The following is a 15,339-nucleotide window of genomic DNA, read 5'->3' on the forward strand; positions in this document are numbered from 1 at the left end:
TGCCGTGCCGATCCTGAACAGAGGCGACGGCACGAGGCCCTGACCTAAGGCTTTTGCTAACGCAAAGCCTTCAGCATTTCCTAAAGCCTCGCAGCTACAAGCTTACCATCCAGTTCTGGGGAAACGGCTGATGAGCATATCGGGCATTACGAGCACTGCTCTTTCGGGAATGCGGGCACAGACGACGCGAGTTAGCGCGATTGCCAACAACATCGCAAATAGCAGCACGCCGGGCTATGCCAGGCTGAACACCAGCCTCACCTCCGTTGAGTCAGGCGGCGTGCAGGCCGTCGTCAGCCCGACTGCGTCAGATGTCGATCCGGCTGCCGAACTGACCGACCTGATCGAAGCCGATCAGAGCTACAAGGCGAACGCCGTGGTCTTCGAGACCGGCGCCGACATGTGGGAAATTCTCATGAGCATCAAGCGCGACTGAACACGCCCGATTTCATCGGAGACTTGCTGGCCGAGAATTTTCCGCCGCTCTGAAGCTGTCAGGAATGCGCCGGTTCGCCCTGGCGCTGGGCGGCAAGGGCCGCGAGATCGGCAGGCTTCAGCTCGACGGATTCACCGCAGCCGCAGGCCGATGTCTGGTTCGGATTGGTGAAGGTGAAGCCGGAGCGGAGCGTCGTCATCTCGAAGCCCATCTCGGTGCCGAGCAGATAGAGAGCTGCGGATGGCTCGACCCAGACTTTGGCACCGTCGCGCTCGATCAGGTCGTCCTTGGCGTTGGGCTCGGTCACCAGGTCGATGGTATATTCCATCCCGGCGCAGCCGCCCTTCTTGATGCCGACGCGCACACCCTTGGCGTCAGGCCCCGAGTTCTCGACGATTGTCTTGACGCGGGCCGCAGCACCGTCCGTCATGCTCATGATTGCAAAGCCCATCGGCCCCATTCTCCTTCCGCAACCGGGGTCAAGATCCGGCGCTTCGTGATTCAAATGTAGTCTTCCGAGGTAAACGGATCAATACCACGGTGCCGTATCAGTACCAGCCGACGGCGACCTGCGCCTCTTCCGACATGCGGTCCGGCGTCCACGGCGGATCGAAGGTCATGGCAACCTCGACGCCCGACACGCCTTCGACGGCGCCGACGGCGTTTTCGACCCAGCCGGGCATCTCGCCGGCAACCGGGCAGCCGGGTGCAGTCAACGTCATCATGATTTTCACCATCCGGTCGTCCTCGATGTCGATCTTGTAGATCAGACCGAGCTCGAAGATGTCGGCGGGAATTTCCGGATCGTAGACCGTCTTCAGCGCGCTGATGACGTCGTCGCTGAGTCGCGCCAGCTCATCGGCCGGAATGCTGGAATGCACGATGCCTTCGCGCACGTCGATCTTCTGTTCGCTTTCGTCCAGGCTCATCACGGACACTCCTCAAGCAAAGAACTTGCGCGCATAATCAAGCGCATCGGCCAGGGCATCGACCTCGGCGCGGGTATTGTACATGCCGAAGGATGCACGGCATGTGGAGGTGACGCCGAAGCGTTTCAAGAGCGGCATGGCGCAATGCGTGCCGGCCCTGACTGCAACACCCTGCCGGTCGATCACCATCGAGACGTCGTGGGCATGAATGCCGGCAAGTTCGAAGGAAAAGATGCTGCCCTTGTCGGGCGCCGTGCCGAAGACTCGCAGCGAATTGACGGATTTCAGCCGCTCGACCGCATAGGCGGCAAGATCGGCCTCATGCCGGGCGATCGCCTCGCGGCCGATCTTCTCCATATAATCGAGCGCATAACCGAGTCCGATCGCCTGCACGATCGGCGGTGTGCCTGCCTCGAAGCGATGCGGCGGGTCGTTATAGGTAACCACGTCCTCGGCGACTTCGAAGATCATCTCGCCACCGCCCTGGAAGGGGCGCATCTCAAAAAGCCGCTCCTTCTTGCCATAGAGCACGCCAATGCCCGATGGGCCGTAGAGCTTGTGGCCGGTCATGACGTACCAGTCGCAATCGATATCCTGCACGTCAACAGGCAGATGCACGGCGCCCTGGCTGCCATCGATCAGCACCGGGATGCCGCGCTCATGCGCGATCCGGCAGACTTCCTTGACGGGAACGATCGTGCCGAGCGCATTCGACATATGGGTGATGGCGACGAGCTTGGTGCGCTCCGTCAGGCTCTTTTCGAAATCCTCGATATGGAAGGCGCCGTCGTCGTCAACAGGCACCCAGACCAGTTTGGCCCCCTGCCGCTCGCGGATGAAGTGCCAGGGCACGATGTTGGAATGATGCTCCATGATCGTCAGCACGATCTCGTCGCCTTCACCAATCTTCGGCATGCCCCAGCCATAGGCGACGGTGTTGATCGCTTCCGTCGAATTCTTGGTGAAGACGATGTCGTTGACCGAGGGCGCATTGAGGAAACGGCGCACCTTCTCGCGCGCTGCCTCATAGGCGTCCGTGGCCGCATTCGAGAGATAGTGCAGGCCACGATGCACATTGGCATATTCATGGGAATAGGCATGCGAGATGGCGTCGATCACCACCTGCGGCTTCTGCGCCGATGCGCCGTTGTCGAGATAGACCAGCGGCTTGCCATGCACCTTCTCCGCGAGAATCGGGAAATCCCGGCGGATGGCTTCGACGTCGTATTGCGTGGCCGGCACTATCTTGTCCATTGATATATCCGATCAGGCGTGCTTTTCGAGCCAGGCCGAAATCACGCCTTCCAGCGCCTCGACCAGGGCTTCATCATCAAGTTCCTCGACGATCTCGGCGACGAAGGCGTTGACGAGCATCGCACGCGCCTTGTTCTCCGGAATCCCGCGCGCCATCATGTAATAGAGATGGTTGGCGTCGATATCGGTCACCGTGGCGCCGTGGCCGCACTGCACGTCGTCGGCGAAGATTTCGAGCTCGGGCTTGACCGAGAATTCGGCATCGTCGGACATCAGCAGCGTGTTGCAGGCCATCTTGGCATCGGTCTTCTGCGCATCGGGCGCCACCCGGATCATGCCCTGGAAGACACCCTTGGCACGGTCGAAGACGACGTTGCGGATGACTTCGGTCGACCCGGTATTTGGCACGTCGTGGCCGAGTACCATCGTCACGTCGGTATGCGTGTCGCCGCCGAGCAGATTGATGCCGCGCAGCGTCAGGTCGGCGCCCTCGCCTGTCACCTTGATATGCAGCTCCTGGCGCACCAGCTTGCCGCCGGCATTGATGACAAAAAGCCGGAGCTTGGCGTCTGCGCCGAGATCGATGCGGATCTGGCCGAGATGCGTATCGTCAGCTCCCTGCTGCTGCAGGATGATCCAGGTCAGTTCCGTGCCTTCGCCGACCGTGATGTCGGTGACGTGGGACACAAGGGCCGCACCACCGGTCACCGCAAGGTGACGCTCGATGACGGTCGCCTTGACACCGGCGCCGAAGGACACAGGCAAGCGCGTATGCGTCTGCCCGCCCGCATGGATGAACTGGATTTCGAGCGGATTTTCAAGCTCGGTCTCGGCAGGCACGTCGATGACATAGCCATCGCGCACGAAGCTGCCATTGATGCGGCCGACCACGTCGTCGCTGCCGAGCGCATCCAGGCCATCCGCGGCGGAGCCGTCGAGCAGATGTTCGGAATATGCCGAAACGCTAAGACCGTCGGCCGTAGCCTTCTGGTTGGAATGGCCTTGGATCACCGCCAGCACCGTGGCATCAGCAACGAGCGGCTCCAAAGCCTCCGAGCCGGCATCGCCCGCCTGCTGCGGAACGGTGCGCAGCAGATTCTTGAGGTCGGTATAGTGCCAGGCTTCGATCCGGCGCGTCGGCAGGCCGGCCTTCTTCAGGTCGTCGAGAAGCCGGTCGCGCAGGGCCGTCACCGCGCCATTGCCCGGCAGTTCGCCGATCTGCTGATTGAAGGCCTCGATCAGCGCCGTCTCGGCCGCAGTCAGGCGGCTCGTCGTCTGCATGTTCATGGACGTCGTCCTTTCCACCCGAAACTCAGGCCGCCGTGCCGATGATGTCGGCATAGCCGTTGGCTTCCAGCTCATGCGCCAGCGTCTTGTCGCCCGACTTGATCACCTGGCCCTTGTAGAGCACGTGGACGGTATCCGGCACGATATAGTCGAGCAGGCGCTGGTAGTGGGTGATGACCACGACCGCGCGGTCCGGCGAACGCAACGCGTTGACGCCGTCGGCGACGATCTTCAGCGCATCGATGTCGAGGCCGGAATCGGTTTCGTCAAGCACGCAGAGCTTCGGCTCGAGCAGCGCCATCTGCAGGATTTCGGCCCGCTTCTTCTCGCCGCCGGAGAAGCCGACATTCAGCGGGCGCTTCAGCATCTCGGTATTGATCTGCAGCTTGCCGGCGGCATCCTTGACGCGGCGCATGAAGTCCGGCGTCGTCAGCTCGTCCTCGCCACGCGCTTTGCGCTGCTCGTTCATCGCCACCTTCAGGAACTGCATGGTGGCAACACCCGGGATTTCGACCGGGTACTGGAAGGCAAGGAAGATACCCTTGGCGGCGCGTTCGGCCGGATCGAGCTCGAGAATGCTCTCGCCATTGTAGAGAATGTCACCCTCGGTGACTTCGTAATCGCTGCGGCCGGAAAGGACGTAGGAGAGCGTCGACTTGCCAGAGCCGTTCGGCCCCATGATCGCGGCGACTTCACCGGCCTTCACCGTCAGGTTCAGGCCACGGATGATCTCGGTGCCGTCTTCGGCGATACGGGCATGAAGGTTCTTAATTTCAAGCATCTTTGGTTCCTGCGTTTTTCTCTGCGCAGCTCACTAGGAGCCTCGCGTAATTTCTAAGGGACATCGACATGTTGCGCTCGGCGCTATCGAGCAAAAAAACGGACGACGCGGAAAACCGCGACCGTTACGAGCCCAACCCATTCGAGAAAATCCGAGATCCCCTGAAAGATCATTCCCGGTTTTTCCATGCGCTGCCGGAGAAACACATAAGGCTGCTCCGGCGGCGTTTCGGTCTCGTTTCTTAGCTCGCGGGGGCGAATTTTCGCCAATATCTCCCCGCGCATATTCGTCAGACGTTCAAGAATGCGCTTCTTGTCCGCTTCGCTCATGTCAGCCCACAGAGCCTTCCAGCGAAATGCTGATCAGCTTCTGCGCCTCGATGGCAAATTCCATCGGCAGTTCCTGCAGGACTTCCTTGACGAAGCCGTTGACGATCAGTGCGATCGCCGCTTCGGTCGGGATGCCGCGCTGCAGGCAGTAGAACAGCTGGTCCTCGGAGATCTTCGAGGTTGTCGCCTCATGCTCGAACTGCGCCGTCGAATTCTTCGCCTCGATGTAGGGCACGGTATGGGCGCCGCACTTGTCGCCGATCAGCAGCGAATCGCACTGGGTGAAGTTGCGCGCATTCGATGCCTTGCGGTGAGCCGAGACCTGGCCGCGATAGGTGTTGTTGGAAACGCCGGCCGCGATGCCCTTGGAGACGATGCGGCTCGACGTGTTCTTGCCGAGATGGATCATCTTGGTGCCACTGTCGATCTGCTGATGGCCGTTGGACACGGCGATCGAGTAGAACTCGCCGCGGCTATCGTCGCCGCGCAGGATGCAGGACGGATACTTCCAGGTGATCGCCGAGCCGGTCTCGACCTGCGTCCAGGAAATCTTCGAGCGGTCGCCACGGCAATCGCCGCGCTTGGTGACGAAGTTGTAGATGCCGCCCTTGCCGTTCTTGTCGCCGGGATACCAGTTCTGCACCGTCGAATATTTGATTTCGGCATCGTCGAGCGCAACCAGCTCGACCACGGCGGCATGCAGCTGGTTTTCGTCGCGCTGCGGCGCCGTGCAGCCTTCGAGATAGGAGACGTAGGCGCCCTCTTCCGCAATGATCAGCGTGCGCTCGAACTGGCCGGTGCCCTTCTCGTTGATGCGGAAATAGGTCGACAGCTCCATCGGGCAGCGAACGCCCTTCGGCACGAAGACGAAGGAACCGTCGGTAAAGACCGCCGAATTCAGCGTCGCGTAATAATTGTCCGTGGTCGGCACGACCGAGCCGAGGTACTTCTGCACCAGTTCCGGATATTCGCGGATGGCTTCCGAGATCGACATGAAGATCACGCCGGCCTTCTTCAGCTCTGCCTTGAAGGTGGTGACGACCGAGACGCTGTCGAAAACGGCGTCGACGGCGATCTTCGGCCTCTCGACACCAGCAAGGATCTCCTGCTCACGCAGCGGAATGCCGAGCTTCTCATATACCTTCAACAGCTCCGGATCGACCTCGTCGAGCGACTTCGGACCCGGCGTGCTTTTCGGCGCGGCGTAATAATAGATGTCGTTGAAATCGATCTTGGGATAGTCGACGCGCGCCCAGGTCGGCTCTTCCAGCGTCAACCAGCGACGATAGGCCTCGAGACGCCATTCCAGCATCCACTCAGGCTCCTGCTTCTTCGCCGAAATGAAACGAATGATGTCCTCGGACAGGCCTTTCGGCGCCTTGTCCATCTCGATGACGGTCTCGAAACCGTATTTGTACTGGTCCACATCGATCAGGCGGACCTGGTCGATTGTTTCCTGCACGGCAGCCATCTCATTCTCCAATCTCGCCGGATACAAGGTCCGGCAGCTTGTAGTGTTTGGGCAATTGTCTTGCCCTTTATGTAAGGGGCCAAAAGGGACTTTTCAGCCCGATTGGCAAGCAGAAATTTGCGTTTCCGCAAGTTTTGACACAGGGCAAGCCGCCTCGCCAGCCGACCTGCGTCGGTTGGCGATCTTTGCGAAAGCCGCAATCGCCCTGTCGATATCCTCTTCCGTCGTCGAAAAGCCGAGTGAAATGCGCAGCGCTCCGAGCTTGGCGTCACGTCCCATCGCCGTCAGCACATGGCTTTCGCCAAGCCGGCCCGATGAGCAGGCCGAACCTGCGGAAAGTGCAACGCCTTCGAGATCGAAGGCGATCTGTCCGGTCTCGGCCTTCAGCCCCGGCAGGGTGAAGAAGATCGTATTGGCGACACGCTCGCCACCCTCGCCGTGGATCATCACGTCGGCTGCCGTCTGACGCATGCCGGCTTCGAGCCGCTCGCGCAACGCGCCGATTGCCGCATTGCGCGCCTCGAGTTCGTCGACCGCCGCCTCTGCTGCCGCGCCAAAGCCGATCAGCGCCAGCGAATTCTGTGTCCCCGAGCGGTGACCCCGCTCCTGTCCGCCGCCCTGGATCAGCGGCCTGGGCATCAGCGCCTCGCCGCGCGCAATGAGCGCGCCGGCCCCCTTCGGCCCGCCGATCTTGTGCGAGGAAACGATCATGAAGTCGGCGCCGATCTTCTCTATATCGAGCGCGATGCGGCCGGCCGCCTGCACGGCGTCGACGACGAAGAGGCCACCATGGGCATGGACGATCTTTGCCGCTGCCTCGACAGGCTGCACGATGCCCGTCTCATTGTTGACGAGCATGATAGCGACCATCGGCAGGCCGGCAGCCTTGTCATGCGCTTCGAGCAAGCGGCCGAGCGCATCGAGATCGAAGATGCCGGCTTCCGTCACCGGGATCTCCGTCATCGTCTCTCTGGCGAAGCGGCCGCCTTCGCGCACCGCCGGATGCTCGATCGCCGAAAAATAAAGCTGGCCGAGCCGAAGCGGCGTGCGGCCCATGCGGAAATCCGGCGTCAGCACCAGATTGGCGGCCTCAGTCGCGCCGCTGGTAAAGACCACATTGCCGGCGTCGGTGCCGACCAGTGCCGCCACTTTGCGTCGTGCGCCTTCGATCGCAGCGCGGGCGGCACGCCCTTCGCCGTGAACGGAATTTGGATTGCCGAAAATGTCGATGGCGCGCATGATCGCCGCGCGTGCCGTGGGGTGCAGCGGCGCTGTGGCATTCCAGTCGAGATAAAGGCGTGGCGGCGCCATGATCTTCAGTCCTGCGCTTGACGAGCTTGCTTCGGCACCCGCGGCTCATTTTTCTTGAAATTTCCGCCGGGCTTGCCTTATGACACATTCCACGATGCGTGGATCGCCATGCAAGTTTCGAATTGTTCTAAACTGCGTTTTAGAAAAGCTGACAACACTAGTCAAGTCATGTTGTCATCCAACGCAGCGCGAACGCGAAATAAAACCCGGAGTACCAATGCCCGAAGTTATTTTCAACGGCCCAGCCGGCCGTCTTGAAGGCCGCTACCAGCCCTCCAAGGAAAAAAGCGCGCCCATCGCGCTCATTCTGCATCCGCATCCTCAGTTCGGCGGCACGATGAACAATCAGATCGTCTACCAGCTCTTCTATATGTTCCAGAAGCGTGGGTTCACGACGCTGCGCTTCAATTTCCGTGGCATCGGCCGCAGCCAGGGTGAATTCGACCACGGCGCCGGCGAACTCTCGGACGCTGCCTCGGCGCTCGATTGGGTGCAGAGCCTGCATCCTGATTCCAAGACCTGTTGGGTCGCCGGTTATTCCTTCGGCTCCTGGATCGGCATGCAGCTCCTGATGCGCCGGCCGGAGATCGAGGGCTTCATGTCGATCGCGCCGCAGCCGAACACCTATGATTTCTCCTTCCTGGCGCCCTGCCCCTCTTCCGGCCTGATCATTAATGGTGAGGCCGACAAGGTGGCGCCGGAAAAGGATGTCAACGGCCTGGTCGAGAAGCTGAAGACCCAGAAGGGCATCCTCATCACCCACCGCACCGTTACCAACGCCAACCACTTTTTCAATGGCCAGGTGGAAACGCTGATGGGCGAATGCGAGGATTACCTCGACCGTCGTCTCAACGGCGAACTGGTGCCGGAACCCGCCGCCAAGCGGATTCGCTGACACCCAAATCTCGGCCTCATCGAGGCCATGACGGTCCGCAACACAACCGGGCCGGCTGTCCCGGAACAGATCACCTACCGTGTTGCAATCCATGTTGCAGTGCGGTAGGGTCCTCGCGATCCTAACAAAAGCGAGGTCCGTAATGACCAAGTCGTTCGGGGAAGTCCTGGATAAGTATAGGGGAATTGGTCCGGGGTTCGATTTTCTTCGAATAGGGCTCGCCTTTTCCATCGTATTGACCCATTCCTTTTTGTTAACCGACAACAATGACTTCATCAGGGGGTCAGTATTCTGGTTTACTGAATACGCTCTTGTTCCGATGTTCTTCGCTTTGAGCGGATTTCTGATTGCCGGTAGCGCCCAGCGCTTGAGCCTTCGGAATTTTCTGATCAACCGAGGCTTGCGCATCGTCCCGGCCCTTGCCGTCGATATCGTCGTTTGCTCGCTGATCATCGGGCCGATCATTACGGTCGTTTACCACTCCGAATATTTTACCGATCAGCGGTTTTTCAAATACTTCCTGAATATCGTCGGCTGGATCCATTACGAGCTTCCGGGCGTCTTCCAGGACAATCCGAGCCAGCGTGTCAACGGCGCTCTGTGGACGGTTCCCTGGGAAATCTTCTGCTACATCATCATGTCGTTCCTGATGATCACCGCCATCGTCAAGACGCGCTACAAGCTGCTGGCGGTGACGATCGCCTACATCGTCATCGGCCTTATCGTGCAGAAGATGCCCTATCTGCTGCCAGGCTCGATCAAGCCGATCGCTCGCTTCCTGTTCATGAGCCGCGGCTCCCAGCTGATAACGGCCTTCATGATGGGCATCGTCGTCTTTCAGTTCAAAGCGGTCATTCCGCATTCTCGCTGGCTGTTTGCCGCCGCCTGCCTGGTTTGCATCGTCGCTATCCTCACCCTCGACAGCAGTGCGACGGAATCGGTGATGAACCGGCCCCTGGTCATCACCTCTCTCGTTTACATCACCGTCTTCGTCGGCCTGTCCGAGGTGCCCATTCCGGCCTTTTTCAGGAAAGGCGACTATTCCTACGGCGTCTATCTCTATCACGACCCGTTTTTTCAGATCTGGATCAGTTCGTTCCCATCAGTGTTTCTCTACCCGAGATACGGTGCGCTGGCGCTCTATCTCGTCGGCCTGCCATCGGCTCTCGCCGTTGCCGTGCTGTCCTGGCATTTCATCGAGAAGCCGATCCTCGGCCTTCGTAAGAAGTTCTCATTCATCGCCCAGGTCAGGGGCGTCGAGGATGGCAATCAGGCTGGGCGCGAATCCCATGTCCGGCCGGTCGCCGTAAAGAGTTAGAGCTTTGCCGGCCGCATACTGGCGATAAGTTCGAATGCGGTGCCAAGCACTCCATCGATCAGGATCGGCGCGCGTTCGCGCATGCCGATCCTTCTGAGGACGCATTGCGAGGCGATGTTTTCGGGATGCGTGAAGGCGATGAAGCCGGATGCAAACTGCCGTTCGAAGAACCAGTCGGCCAACGCGCTCGCCGCTTCGGTCGCCAGGCCCTTGCCCCAAGCCTCTTTGCGCAGGGAATAACCGAGTTCGAATTGCTCGTTCCTGAACCTCGAAATCCCCGCGCGGCCGACGAAGCTGCCGTCCTCGGCGAGGAGCTTGAATTTGGTCGTGCCGTCGCGCGCCTGCTCCTCGAACCAGCCCTGCAGCCACTGCTCAGCCTTCTCGAGGCTCCACGGCGCATTGCCGGACAGATATCGGGTCGTTGCCATCGTCGAATGCAGCAACTGCACCAGGGCGGCATCGCCTTCGTCCCACATGACGAGGCTGAGCCGTGGCGTCTTCAGCATGACCCTCTGCTCTCTCATGCCGTTGCCAGCACCCCACCGCTGACGGGAGCGTCGACGCCCGTCGTGCCCGGAAATGTCAGCGGCAGCCCATCCAGCGACCGGACGGCGAGATAGGCCCAGGCCTCGGCTTCCATCGCATCGCCGTCGAAGCCTGCCTCCTCCGCCGTCAACACCTTCGATCCCAGCCGTTCGGCCATGGCCGAGAACTCCGCCATCACGGTGGCGTTCAGCCGCCCGCCGCCGCAGACGATATAGATCGCTGGGGTCTCGGGAAGGAAGTTGGCAGATATGATGATCGACGCGGCGGCGACATGGGCCAGCGTGCGTGCGCCGTCTTCGAGGCTCGCGTCCTCCGGCCGAAGCGGCGCGAAATCGCCGCGGTCCAGCGAACGGCGAACATTGCCGCGGAAGAACGGGCTTTGCAGATAACGTTCCGCCAGGCTGGCCACCACCCTGCCGCGTCCGCCGATCTCGCCGCCGGGATCATAGGTTTTGCCGGTCTGCATCTCCACCCACTGGTCGATCAGCGTATTGCCCGGACCGCTGTCGAAGGCCGATATCCGGCCGTCCGTGCCGATAAAGGTGAGATTGGAGATGCCACCGATATTGACGAAGCACACCGCCTGTCCCGCCTGCTGGAATTTTCCTGCAAGTGCTGCGTGATAGGCTGGCACCAGCGGCGCTCCCTGCCCGCCATGGACCATGTCGTTGGCGCGCATGTCGTAGACCACCGATATGCCGGTTCTCTTCGCAAGTTCCTGGCCGTCGCCGATCTGGATCGTCAATCCCTCATCAGGGCGATGAAGCACCGTCTGGCCATGGAAGCCGAGAATATCGACGGCATCAGCAGAAAGCCCGAAACGCTCCAGGAATACCGTAACGGCAATTGCATGCCGCAACGTCAGTTCAAGCTCGATATCGCGAAGCTCAGCCGGTCGCTGGCTTCTCTCACTGAGTGGACGCGACAGTTCCAGCGCCCGTTTGAGCTGCCCGCGAAAATCCGCGTCATAGGGCACGCCCATGAACGGGCCGCGCTCAATAAAGCCGCGGCCGTCGGTCCTGATCAACGCGACGTCGATTCCGTCCATCGACGTGCCGCTCATCAGCCCGATCGCGGTCCTGATGACATCCATGAGGCTTGCCTCCCATGCGATTCCCGGATGCACATTTATAAAAACAGTGCTAAACGCGCCGCGACAGATCAACAACAACGAACTTGCGCCTAGCCCCCATGGGGTGCGGAGCAGACACCAAGAGACGAAACCTATGTCCGAGTTCAAGTCCGATTTCCTCCGCACGCTGAAAGAGCGCGGCTTCATTCATCAGGTCTCCGACGAAAGCGGCCTCGACGACCTGTTCGCCAAGGAAACCGTGACGGCCTATATCGGCTTCGATCCCACGGCACCCAGCCTTCATGCCGGCTCGCTGATTCAGATCATGATGCTGCACTGGATGCAGAAGACCGGTCATCGCGCCATCTCTCTGATGGGCGGTGGCACCGGCATGGTCGGCGACCCCTCCTTCAAGGAAGAGGCGCGCCAGCTCATGACCGTCGATACGATCGAAGGCAACATCGCCTCGATCAAGCGTGTCTTCTCCAATTACCTGAACTACGGCGACGGTCCCAAGGACGCGCTGATGATCAACAATGCCGAATGGTTGCGCTCGCTGAACTACCTCGAATTCCTGCGCGATGTCGGCAAGCATTTCTCGGTCAACCGCATGCTGTCCTTCGATAGCGTCAAGACGCGCCTCGACCGCGAACAGTCCCTCTCCTTCTTGGAATTCAACTACATGATCCTGCAGGCCTACGATTTCGTCGAGCTTGCCAAGCGCTACGATTGCCGCCTGCAGATGGGCGGTTCGGACCAGTGGGGCAATATCGTCAACGGTATCGATCTCGGTCATCGCATGGGGACACAGCAGCTCTATGCGCTGACATCGCCGCTGCTGACGACGTCGTCGGGCGCCAAGATGGGCAAGTCGGCGACCGGCGCTATCTGGCTGAACGCCGACATGCTCTCGGCCTATGATTTCTGGCAGTACTGGCGCAACACCGAGGATGCCGACGTCTCGCGCTTCCTGAAGCTCTACACGACGCTGCCGATGGATGAGGTTGCCCGTCTCTCCGCTCTCGGCGGTTCGGAGATCAACGAGGTCAAGAAGATCCTTGCGACCGAGGTAACGGCAATCCTGCATGGCCGCCCGGCCGCCGAGCAGGCCGCCGAAACCGCGCGCAAGACCTTCGAGGAAGGCAGCCTCTCGGAGAACCTGCCTTCGGTCGATATCCCCGCCACCGAACTCGACGGCGGCATCGGCCTCCTCTCGCTGATCGTTCGTGCCGGCCTTGCCGCCTCGAATGGCGAAGCCCGCCGTCACGTCCAGGGCGGCGCGGTCCGCATCAACGACGAGGCGGTCAACGACGAACGCAAGATGATCGGCAGCGGCGAAATCACCGCCGACGGCGTCATCAAGCTCTCGCTCGGCAAGAAGAAACACATCCTGATCCGCCGCGCGGCGTAAGCGGCGTCAAATTTTGAACGGATATCGAAGCCGGCGTCCGCGCCGGCTTTTCTTTGCCTCACTATTCGGGTCGGCGAGCAAGATCATTCAGCTCCCCGCCGGTATTCCGCGTCATCTCGTCTGGTCTCTTGAGAAGATAACCGGGCGGATCGACGCTTGAAGCGGGCTTCACCCGCGACCACCAGCTGATCGAGAAGATTGGCGGCGTCATTTCCGCGTCCAGAGGAACCATCAGGACGTGGTCGGAACGGATGACCGCCTCTTGCGATTTCAGCCGCACGCTCTTTTCCGCAGAAAGCGACACGTCGGCAATCGTGACGGCCATCATGGCGGCCGATGCAAAAGAAACTGTCCGGGCGCACTGCATGGCATCCTCCGACATTGCACCGGCCGTTGCGTTCTGACCGGGGCAGTATAGTACATCAGATTTTCCTAAAATAGGCAAAGCATCACTGCCGGATTTGTCAGCCTGGCTTGGATTCGGCCTTGCCGAGGAGGAGCCCCCGCATTTTCTACTGGAAAGCAACACGACCCACATAGCGAATGCTTTATCGGAACCTTTTCCGCCCGCCGGGATTTGCGACCAGATTGGATTGGAGTGCCGGCATGATCAACGACCTCTGGTATAAGAACGCTGTCATTTACTGCCTGTCCGTCGAGACCTTCATGGATGCGAACGGTGACGGCGTCGGTGATTTTCAGGGTCTGATGCGGCGCCTCGATTATCTCTCCGGCCTCGGCGTGACGGCGATCTGGCTCATGCCGTTCCAGGCATCGCCCGGTCGCGATGATGGCTACGACGTTTCCGACTATTACAACGTCGATCCGCGTTATGGCTCGCTGGGCGATTTCGTCGAATTCACCCACGGCGCCAAGCAGCGCGGTATCCGGGTGCTGATCGATCTGGTGATTAATCATACATCCAAGGATCATCCCTGGTTCCAGGACGCCAGGACCGATCCGCGCTCGCGCTATCGCGACTGGTACGTCTGGTCGGAGAAAAAGCCTGATAATGCCGATCAGGGCATGGTCTTCCCGGGGGTCCAGAAGACGACCTGGACCTATGACGACAAGGCCAAGGCCTATTATTTTCACCGCTTCTATGATCATCAGCCCGATCTCAATACGTCGAACCCCGAGGTGCAGGCGGAAATCCTCAAGATCATGGGCTTCTGGCTTCAGCTCGGCGTTTCCGGCTTCAGGATGGATGCGGCCCCCTTCATCATCGCGACGAAAGGCGCCGACGTTACCAAGCCTGTCGAACAGTTCGATATGCTGAGGAAATTTCGCGAATTCCTGCAGTGGCGCCTGGGCGATTCCATCATCCTGGCAGAAGCCAATATCCTGCCGAAGGACAATTTCGAATATTTCGGCGATGACGGCGACCGCATGCAGATGATGTTCAATTTCCAGGTCAATCAGGCGCTGTTTTATGCTTTCGCCAGCGCCGATACCCGGCCGCTCAAGAAAGCCATGGAGGCCACGAAACCGCGCCCGGCGACCGCGCAATGGGGCCTCTTCCTCCGCAACCATGATGAACTGGATCTGGGGCGGTTGACGGAAAAGCAACGCAGCGCGGTATTTGCGGCCTTCGGAGCTGAAAAGGACATGCGGCTTTACGACAGGGGCATTCGTCGTCGCCTGGCGCCCATGCTCGGCGGTGACAGACGCAGAATCGAAATGGCCTACAGCCTGCTGTTTTCGCTGCCTGGAACGCCCGTCATCCGATACGGCGACGAAATCGGCATGGGCGACGATCTAGGCCTGCCCGAGCGCAATTGCGCACGCACGCCGATGCAGTGGTCGACCGAACCGGAAGGCGGGTTCACCAAAAGTGAAAAGCCGATCTCGCCCGTTATCAAGGACGGTCCCTACGGTTTCCAGCATGTCAATGTTGCCGAACAGCGGCGCGATCCCAATTCTTTGCTGAACTGGACCGAGCGGATGATCCGGATGCGCAAGGAAGCCCCTGAGATCGGCTGGGGCGACTTTTCTGTAATCGACACCGGGGATGACGGCGTGCTGGCGCTTCGTTATGACTGGCGCGGCAATTCCGTGTTGATCCTGCACAATCTGCATGCGCAGCCGGCGGAAGTGACCTTCGATCCCGAGATAGGCGAAGACGGGCGGCAATTAATCGATATCGCCGATGGCGCGAGCAGCAAAGCGGACGAAAAAGGATTTCATACCGTCATGCTCGATGCCTACGGCTATCGCTGGTATCGCGTCGGCGGTCTCGATTATCTCCTCAGGCGGACGGAGATTTAGGTAGGTCTCGCCTCGACCTCTGCCGTAACCG

16 protein-coding genes are annotated in these 15,339 nt (G+C 60.2%); 5 read left to right on the top strand and 11 right to left on the bottom strand.

The features are described from left to right. The first annotated feature begins 130 nt into the window (after positions 1 to 130). Entirely contained in the window at positions 131 to 436 is a 306-nt protein-coding gene (locus AC244Q_RS10305) for a flagellar basal body rod protein FlgC (protein ID WP_128406479.1), read from the top strand. A 58-nt stretch (positions 437 to 494) separates the two neighbouring features. Here AC244Q_RS10305 and sufA read toward each other — a convergent pair whose 3' ends face one another. From sufA to AC244Q_RS10345, 8 genes are all read right to left on the bottom strand, one after another. Continuing rightward, a complete protein-coding gene (gene sufA / locus AC244Q_RS10310; protein ID WP_017994180.1) occupies positions 495 to 887 on the bottom strand; it encodes a Fe-S cluster assembly scaffold SufA in 393 nt (130 codons plus the stop codon). Between the two features lie 97 nt (positions 888 to 984). Continuing rightward, on the bottom strand, positions 985 to 1,365 hold the full coding sequence (locus AC244Q_RS10315; protein ID WP_003559708.1) for an SUF system Fe-S cluster assembly protein: 381 nt from the start codon (positions 1,363 to 1,365) through the stop codon (positions 985 to 987). Between the two features lie 12 nt (positions 1,366 to 1,377). Continuing rightward, positions 1,378 to 2,619, bottom strand: coding sequence for a cysteine desulfurase (locus AC244Q_RS10320; protein WP_128406480.1), 1,242 nt, complete (start codon positions 2,617 to 2,619; stop codon positions 1,378 to 1,380). Between the two features lie 12 nt (positions 2,620 to 2,631). Then, positions 2,632 to 3,906, bottom strand: a complete 1,275-nt coding sequence (gene sufD, locus AC244Q_RS10325) for a Fe-S cluster assembly protein SufD (RefSeq protein ID WP_113545020.1) — start codon at positions 3,904 to 3,906, stop codon at positions 2,632 to 2,634. Between the two features lie 25 nt (positions 3,907 to 3,931). Beyond that, positions 3,932 to 4,687, bottom strand: coding sequence for a Fe-S cluster assembly ATPase SufC (gene sufC / locus AC244Q_RS10330; RefSeq protein WP_003539985.1), 756 nt, complete (start codon positions 4,685 to 4,687; stop codon positions 3,932 to 3,934). Positions 4,688 to 4,770: 83 nt separating this feature from the next. Continuing rightward, positions 4,771 to 5,016, bottom strand: coding sequence for a hypothetical protein (locus AC244Q_RS10335; RefSeq protein WP_012757599.1), 246 nt, complete (start codon positions 5,014 to 5,016; stop codon positions 4,771 to 4,773). A gap of 1 nt (position 5,017) precedes the next feature. Then, positions 5,018 to 6,487, bottom strand: coding sequence for a Fe-S cluster assembly protein SufB (gene sufB / locus AC244Q_RS10340; protein ID WP_012757600.1), 1,470 nt, complete (start codon positions 6,485 to 6,487; stop codon positions 5,018 to 5,020). Between the two features lie 93 nt (positions 6,488 to 6,580). Further along, on the bottom strand, positions 6,581 to 7,798 hold the full coding sequence (locus AC244Q_RS10345) for a cysteine desulfurase family protein (protein WP_113545019.1): 1,218 nt from the start codon (positions 7,796 to 7,798) through the stop codon (positions 6,581 to 6,583). A gap of 217 nt (positions 7,799 to 8,015) precedes the next feature. Between AC244Q_RS10345 and AC244Q_RS10350 the strand changes: the two genes are divergently transcribed. Both AC244Q_RS10350 and AC244Q_RS10355 read left to right on the top strand, forming a co-directional pair. After that, the gene (locus AC244Q_RS10350; protein ID WP_012757602.1) at positions 8,016 to 8,693 is read left to right on the top strand and encodes an alpha/beta hydrolase; all 678 of its coding nucleotides are present in this window, start codon (positions 8,016 to 8,018) and stop codon (positions 8,691 to 8,693) included. 142 nt (positions 8,694 to 8,835) lie between these two features. After that, positions 8,836 to 10,011: an acyltransferase family protein gene (locus AC244Q_RS10355; RefSeq protein ID WP_128406481.1), complete on the top strand. Its 1,176-nt coding sequence runs from the start codon at positions 8,836 to 8,838 to the stop codon at positions 10,009 to 10,011. Here the strand turns inward: AC244Q_RS10355 and AC244Q_RS10360 are convergent. Both AC244Q_RS10360 and AC244Q_RS10365 read right to left on the bottom strand, forming a co-directional pair. After that, a complete protein-coding gene (locus tag AC244Q_RS10360) occupies positions 10,008 to 10,535 on the bottom strand; it encodes a GNAT family N-acetyltransferase (protein WP_128406482.1) in 528 nt (175 codons plus the stop codon). The genes AC244Q_RS10355 and AC244Q_RS10360 overlap by 4 nt on opposite strands. Further along, a complete protein-coding gene (locus AC244Q_RS10365) occupies positions 10,532 to 11,650 on the bottom strand; it encodes an anhydro-N-acetylmuramic acid kinase (protein ID WP_113545016.1) in 1,119 nt (372 codons plus the stop codon). The genes AC244Q_RS10360 and AC244Q_RS10365 overlap by 4 nt, the downstream gene beginning before the upstream one ends. Before the next feature lie 133 nt (positions 11,651 to 11,783). Here AC244Q_RS10365 and tyrS point away from each other — a divergent pair, with 133 nt between their 5' ends. Then, positions 11,784 to 13,040 carry a tyrosine--tRNA ligase gene (gene tyrS, locus AC244Q_RS10370; RefSeq protein ID WP_012757606.1) on the top strand — a complete coding sequence of 419 codons (1,257 nt, stop codon included), beginning with the start codon at positions 11,784 to 11,786 and terminating at the stop codon, positions 13,038 to 13,040. Positions 13,041 to 13,101: 61 nt separating this feature from the next. Here tyrS and AC244Q_RS10375 read toward each other — a convergent pair whose 3' ends face one another. Continuing rightward, the gene (locus AC244Q_RS10375) at positions 13,102 to 13,422 is read right to left on the bottom strand and encodes a hypothetical protein (RefSeq protein WP_113545015.1); all 321 of its coding nucleotides are present in this window, start codon (positions 13,420 to 13,422) and stop codon (positions 13,102 to 13,104) included. Positions 13,423 to 13,646: 224 nt separating this feature from the next. On the opposite strand from AC244Q_RS10375, the gene AC244Q_RS10380 reads away from it, so the two are divergent. Further along, positions 13,647 to 15,308 carry an alpha-amylase family protein gene (locus AC244Q_RS10380; RefSeq protein WP_113545144.1) on the top strand — a complete coding sequence of 554 codons (1,662 nt, stop codon included), beginning with the start codon at positions 13,647 to 13,649 and terminating at the stop codon, positions 15,306 to 15,308. Positions 15,309 to 15,339: the final 31 nt, after the last annotated feature.

It is taken from the genome of Rhizobium sp. CB2179, assembly GCF_057653455.1.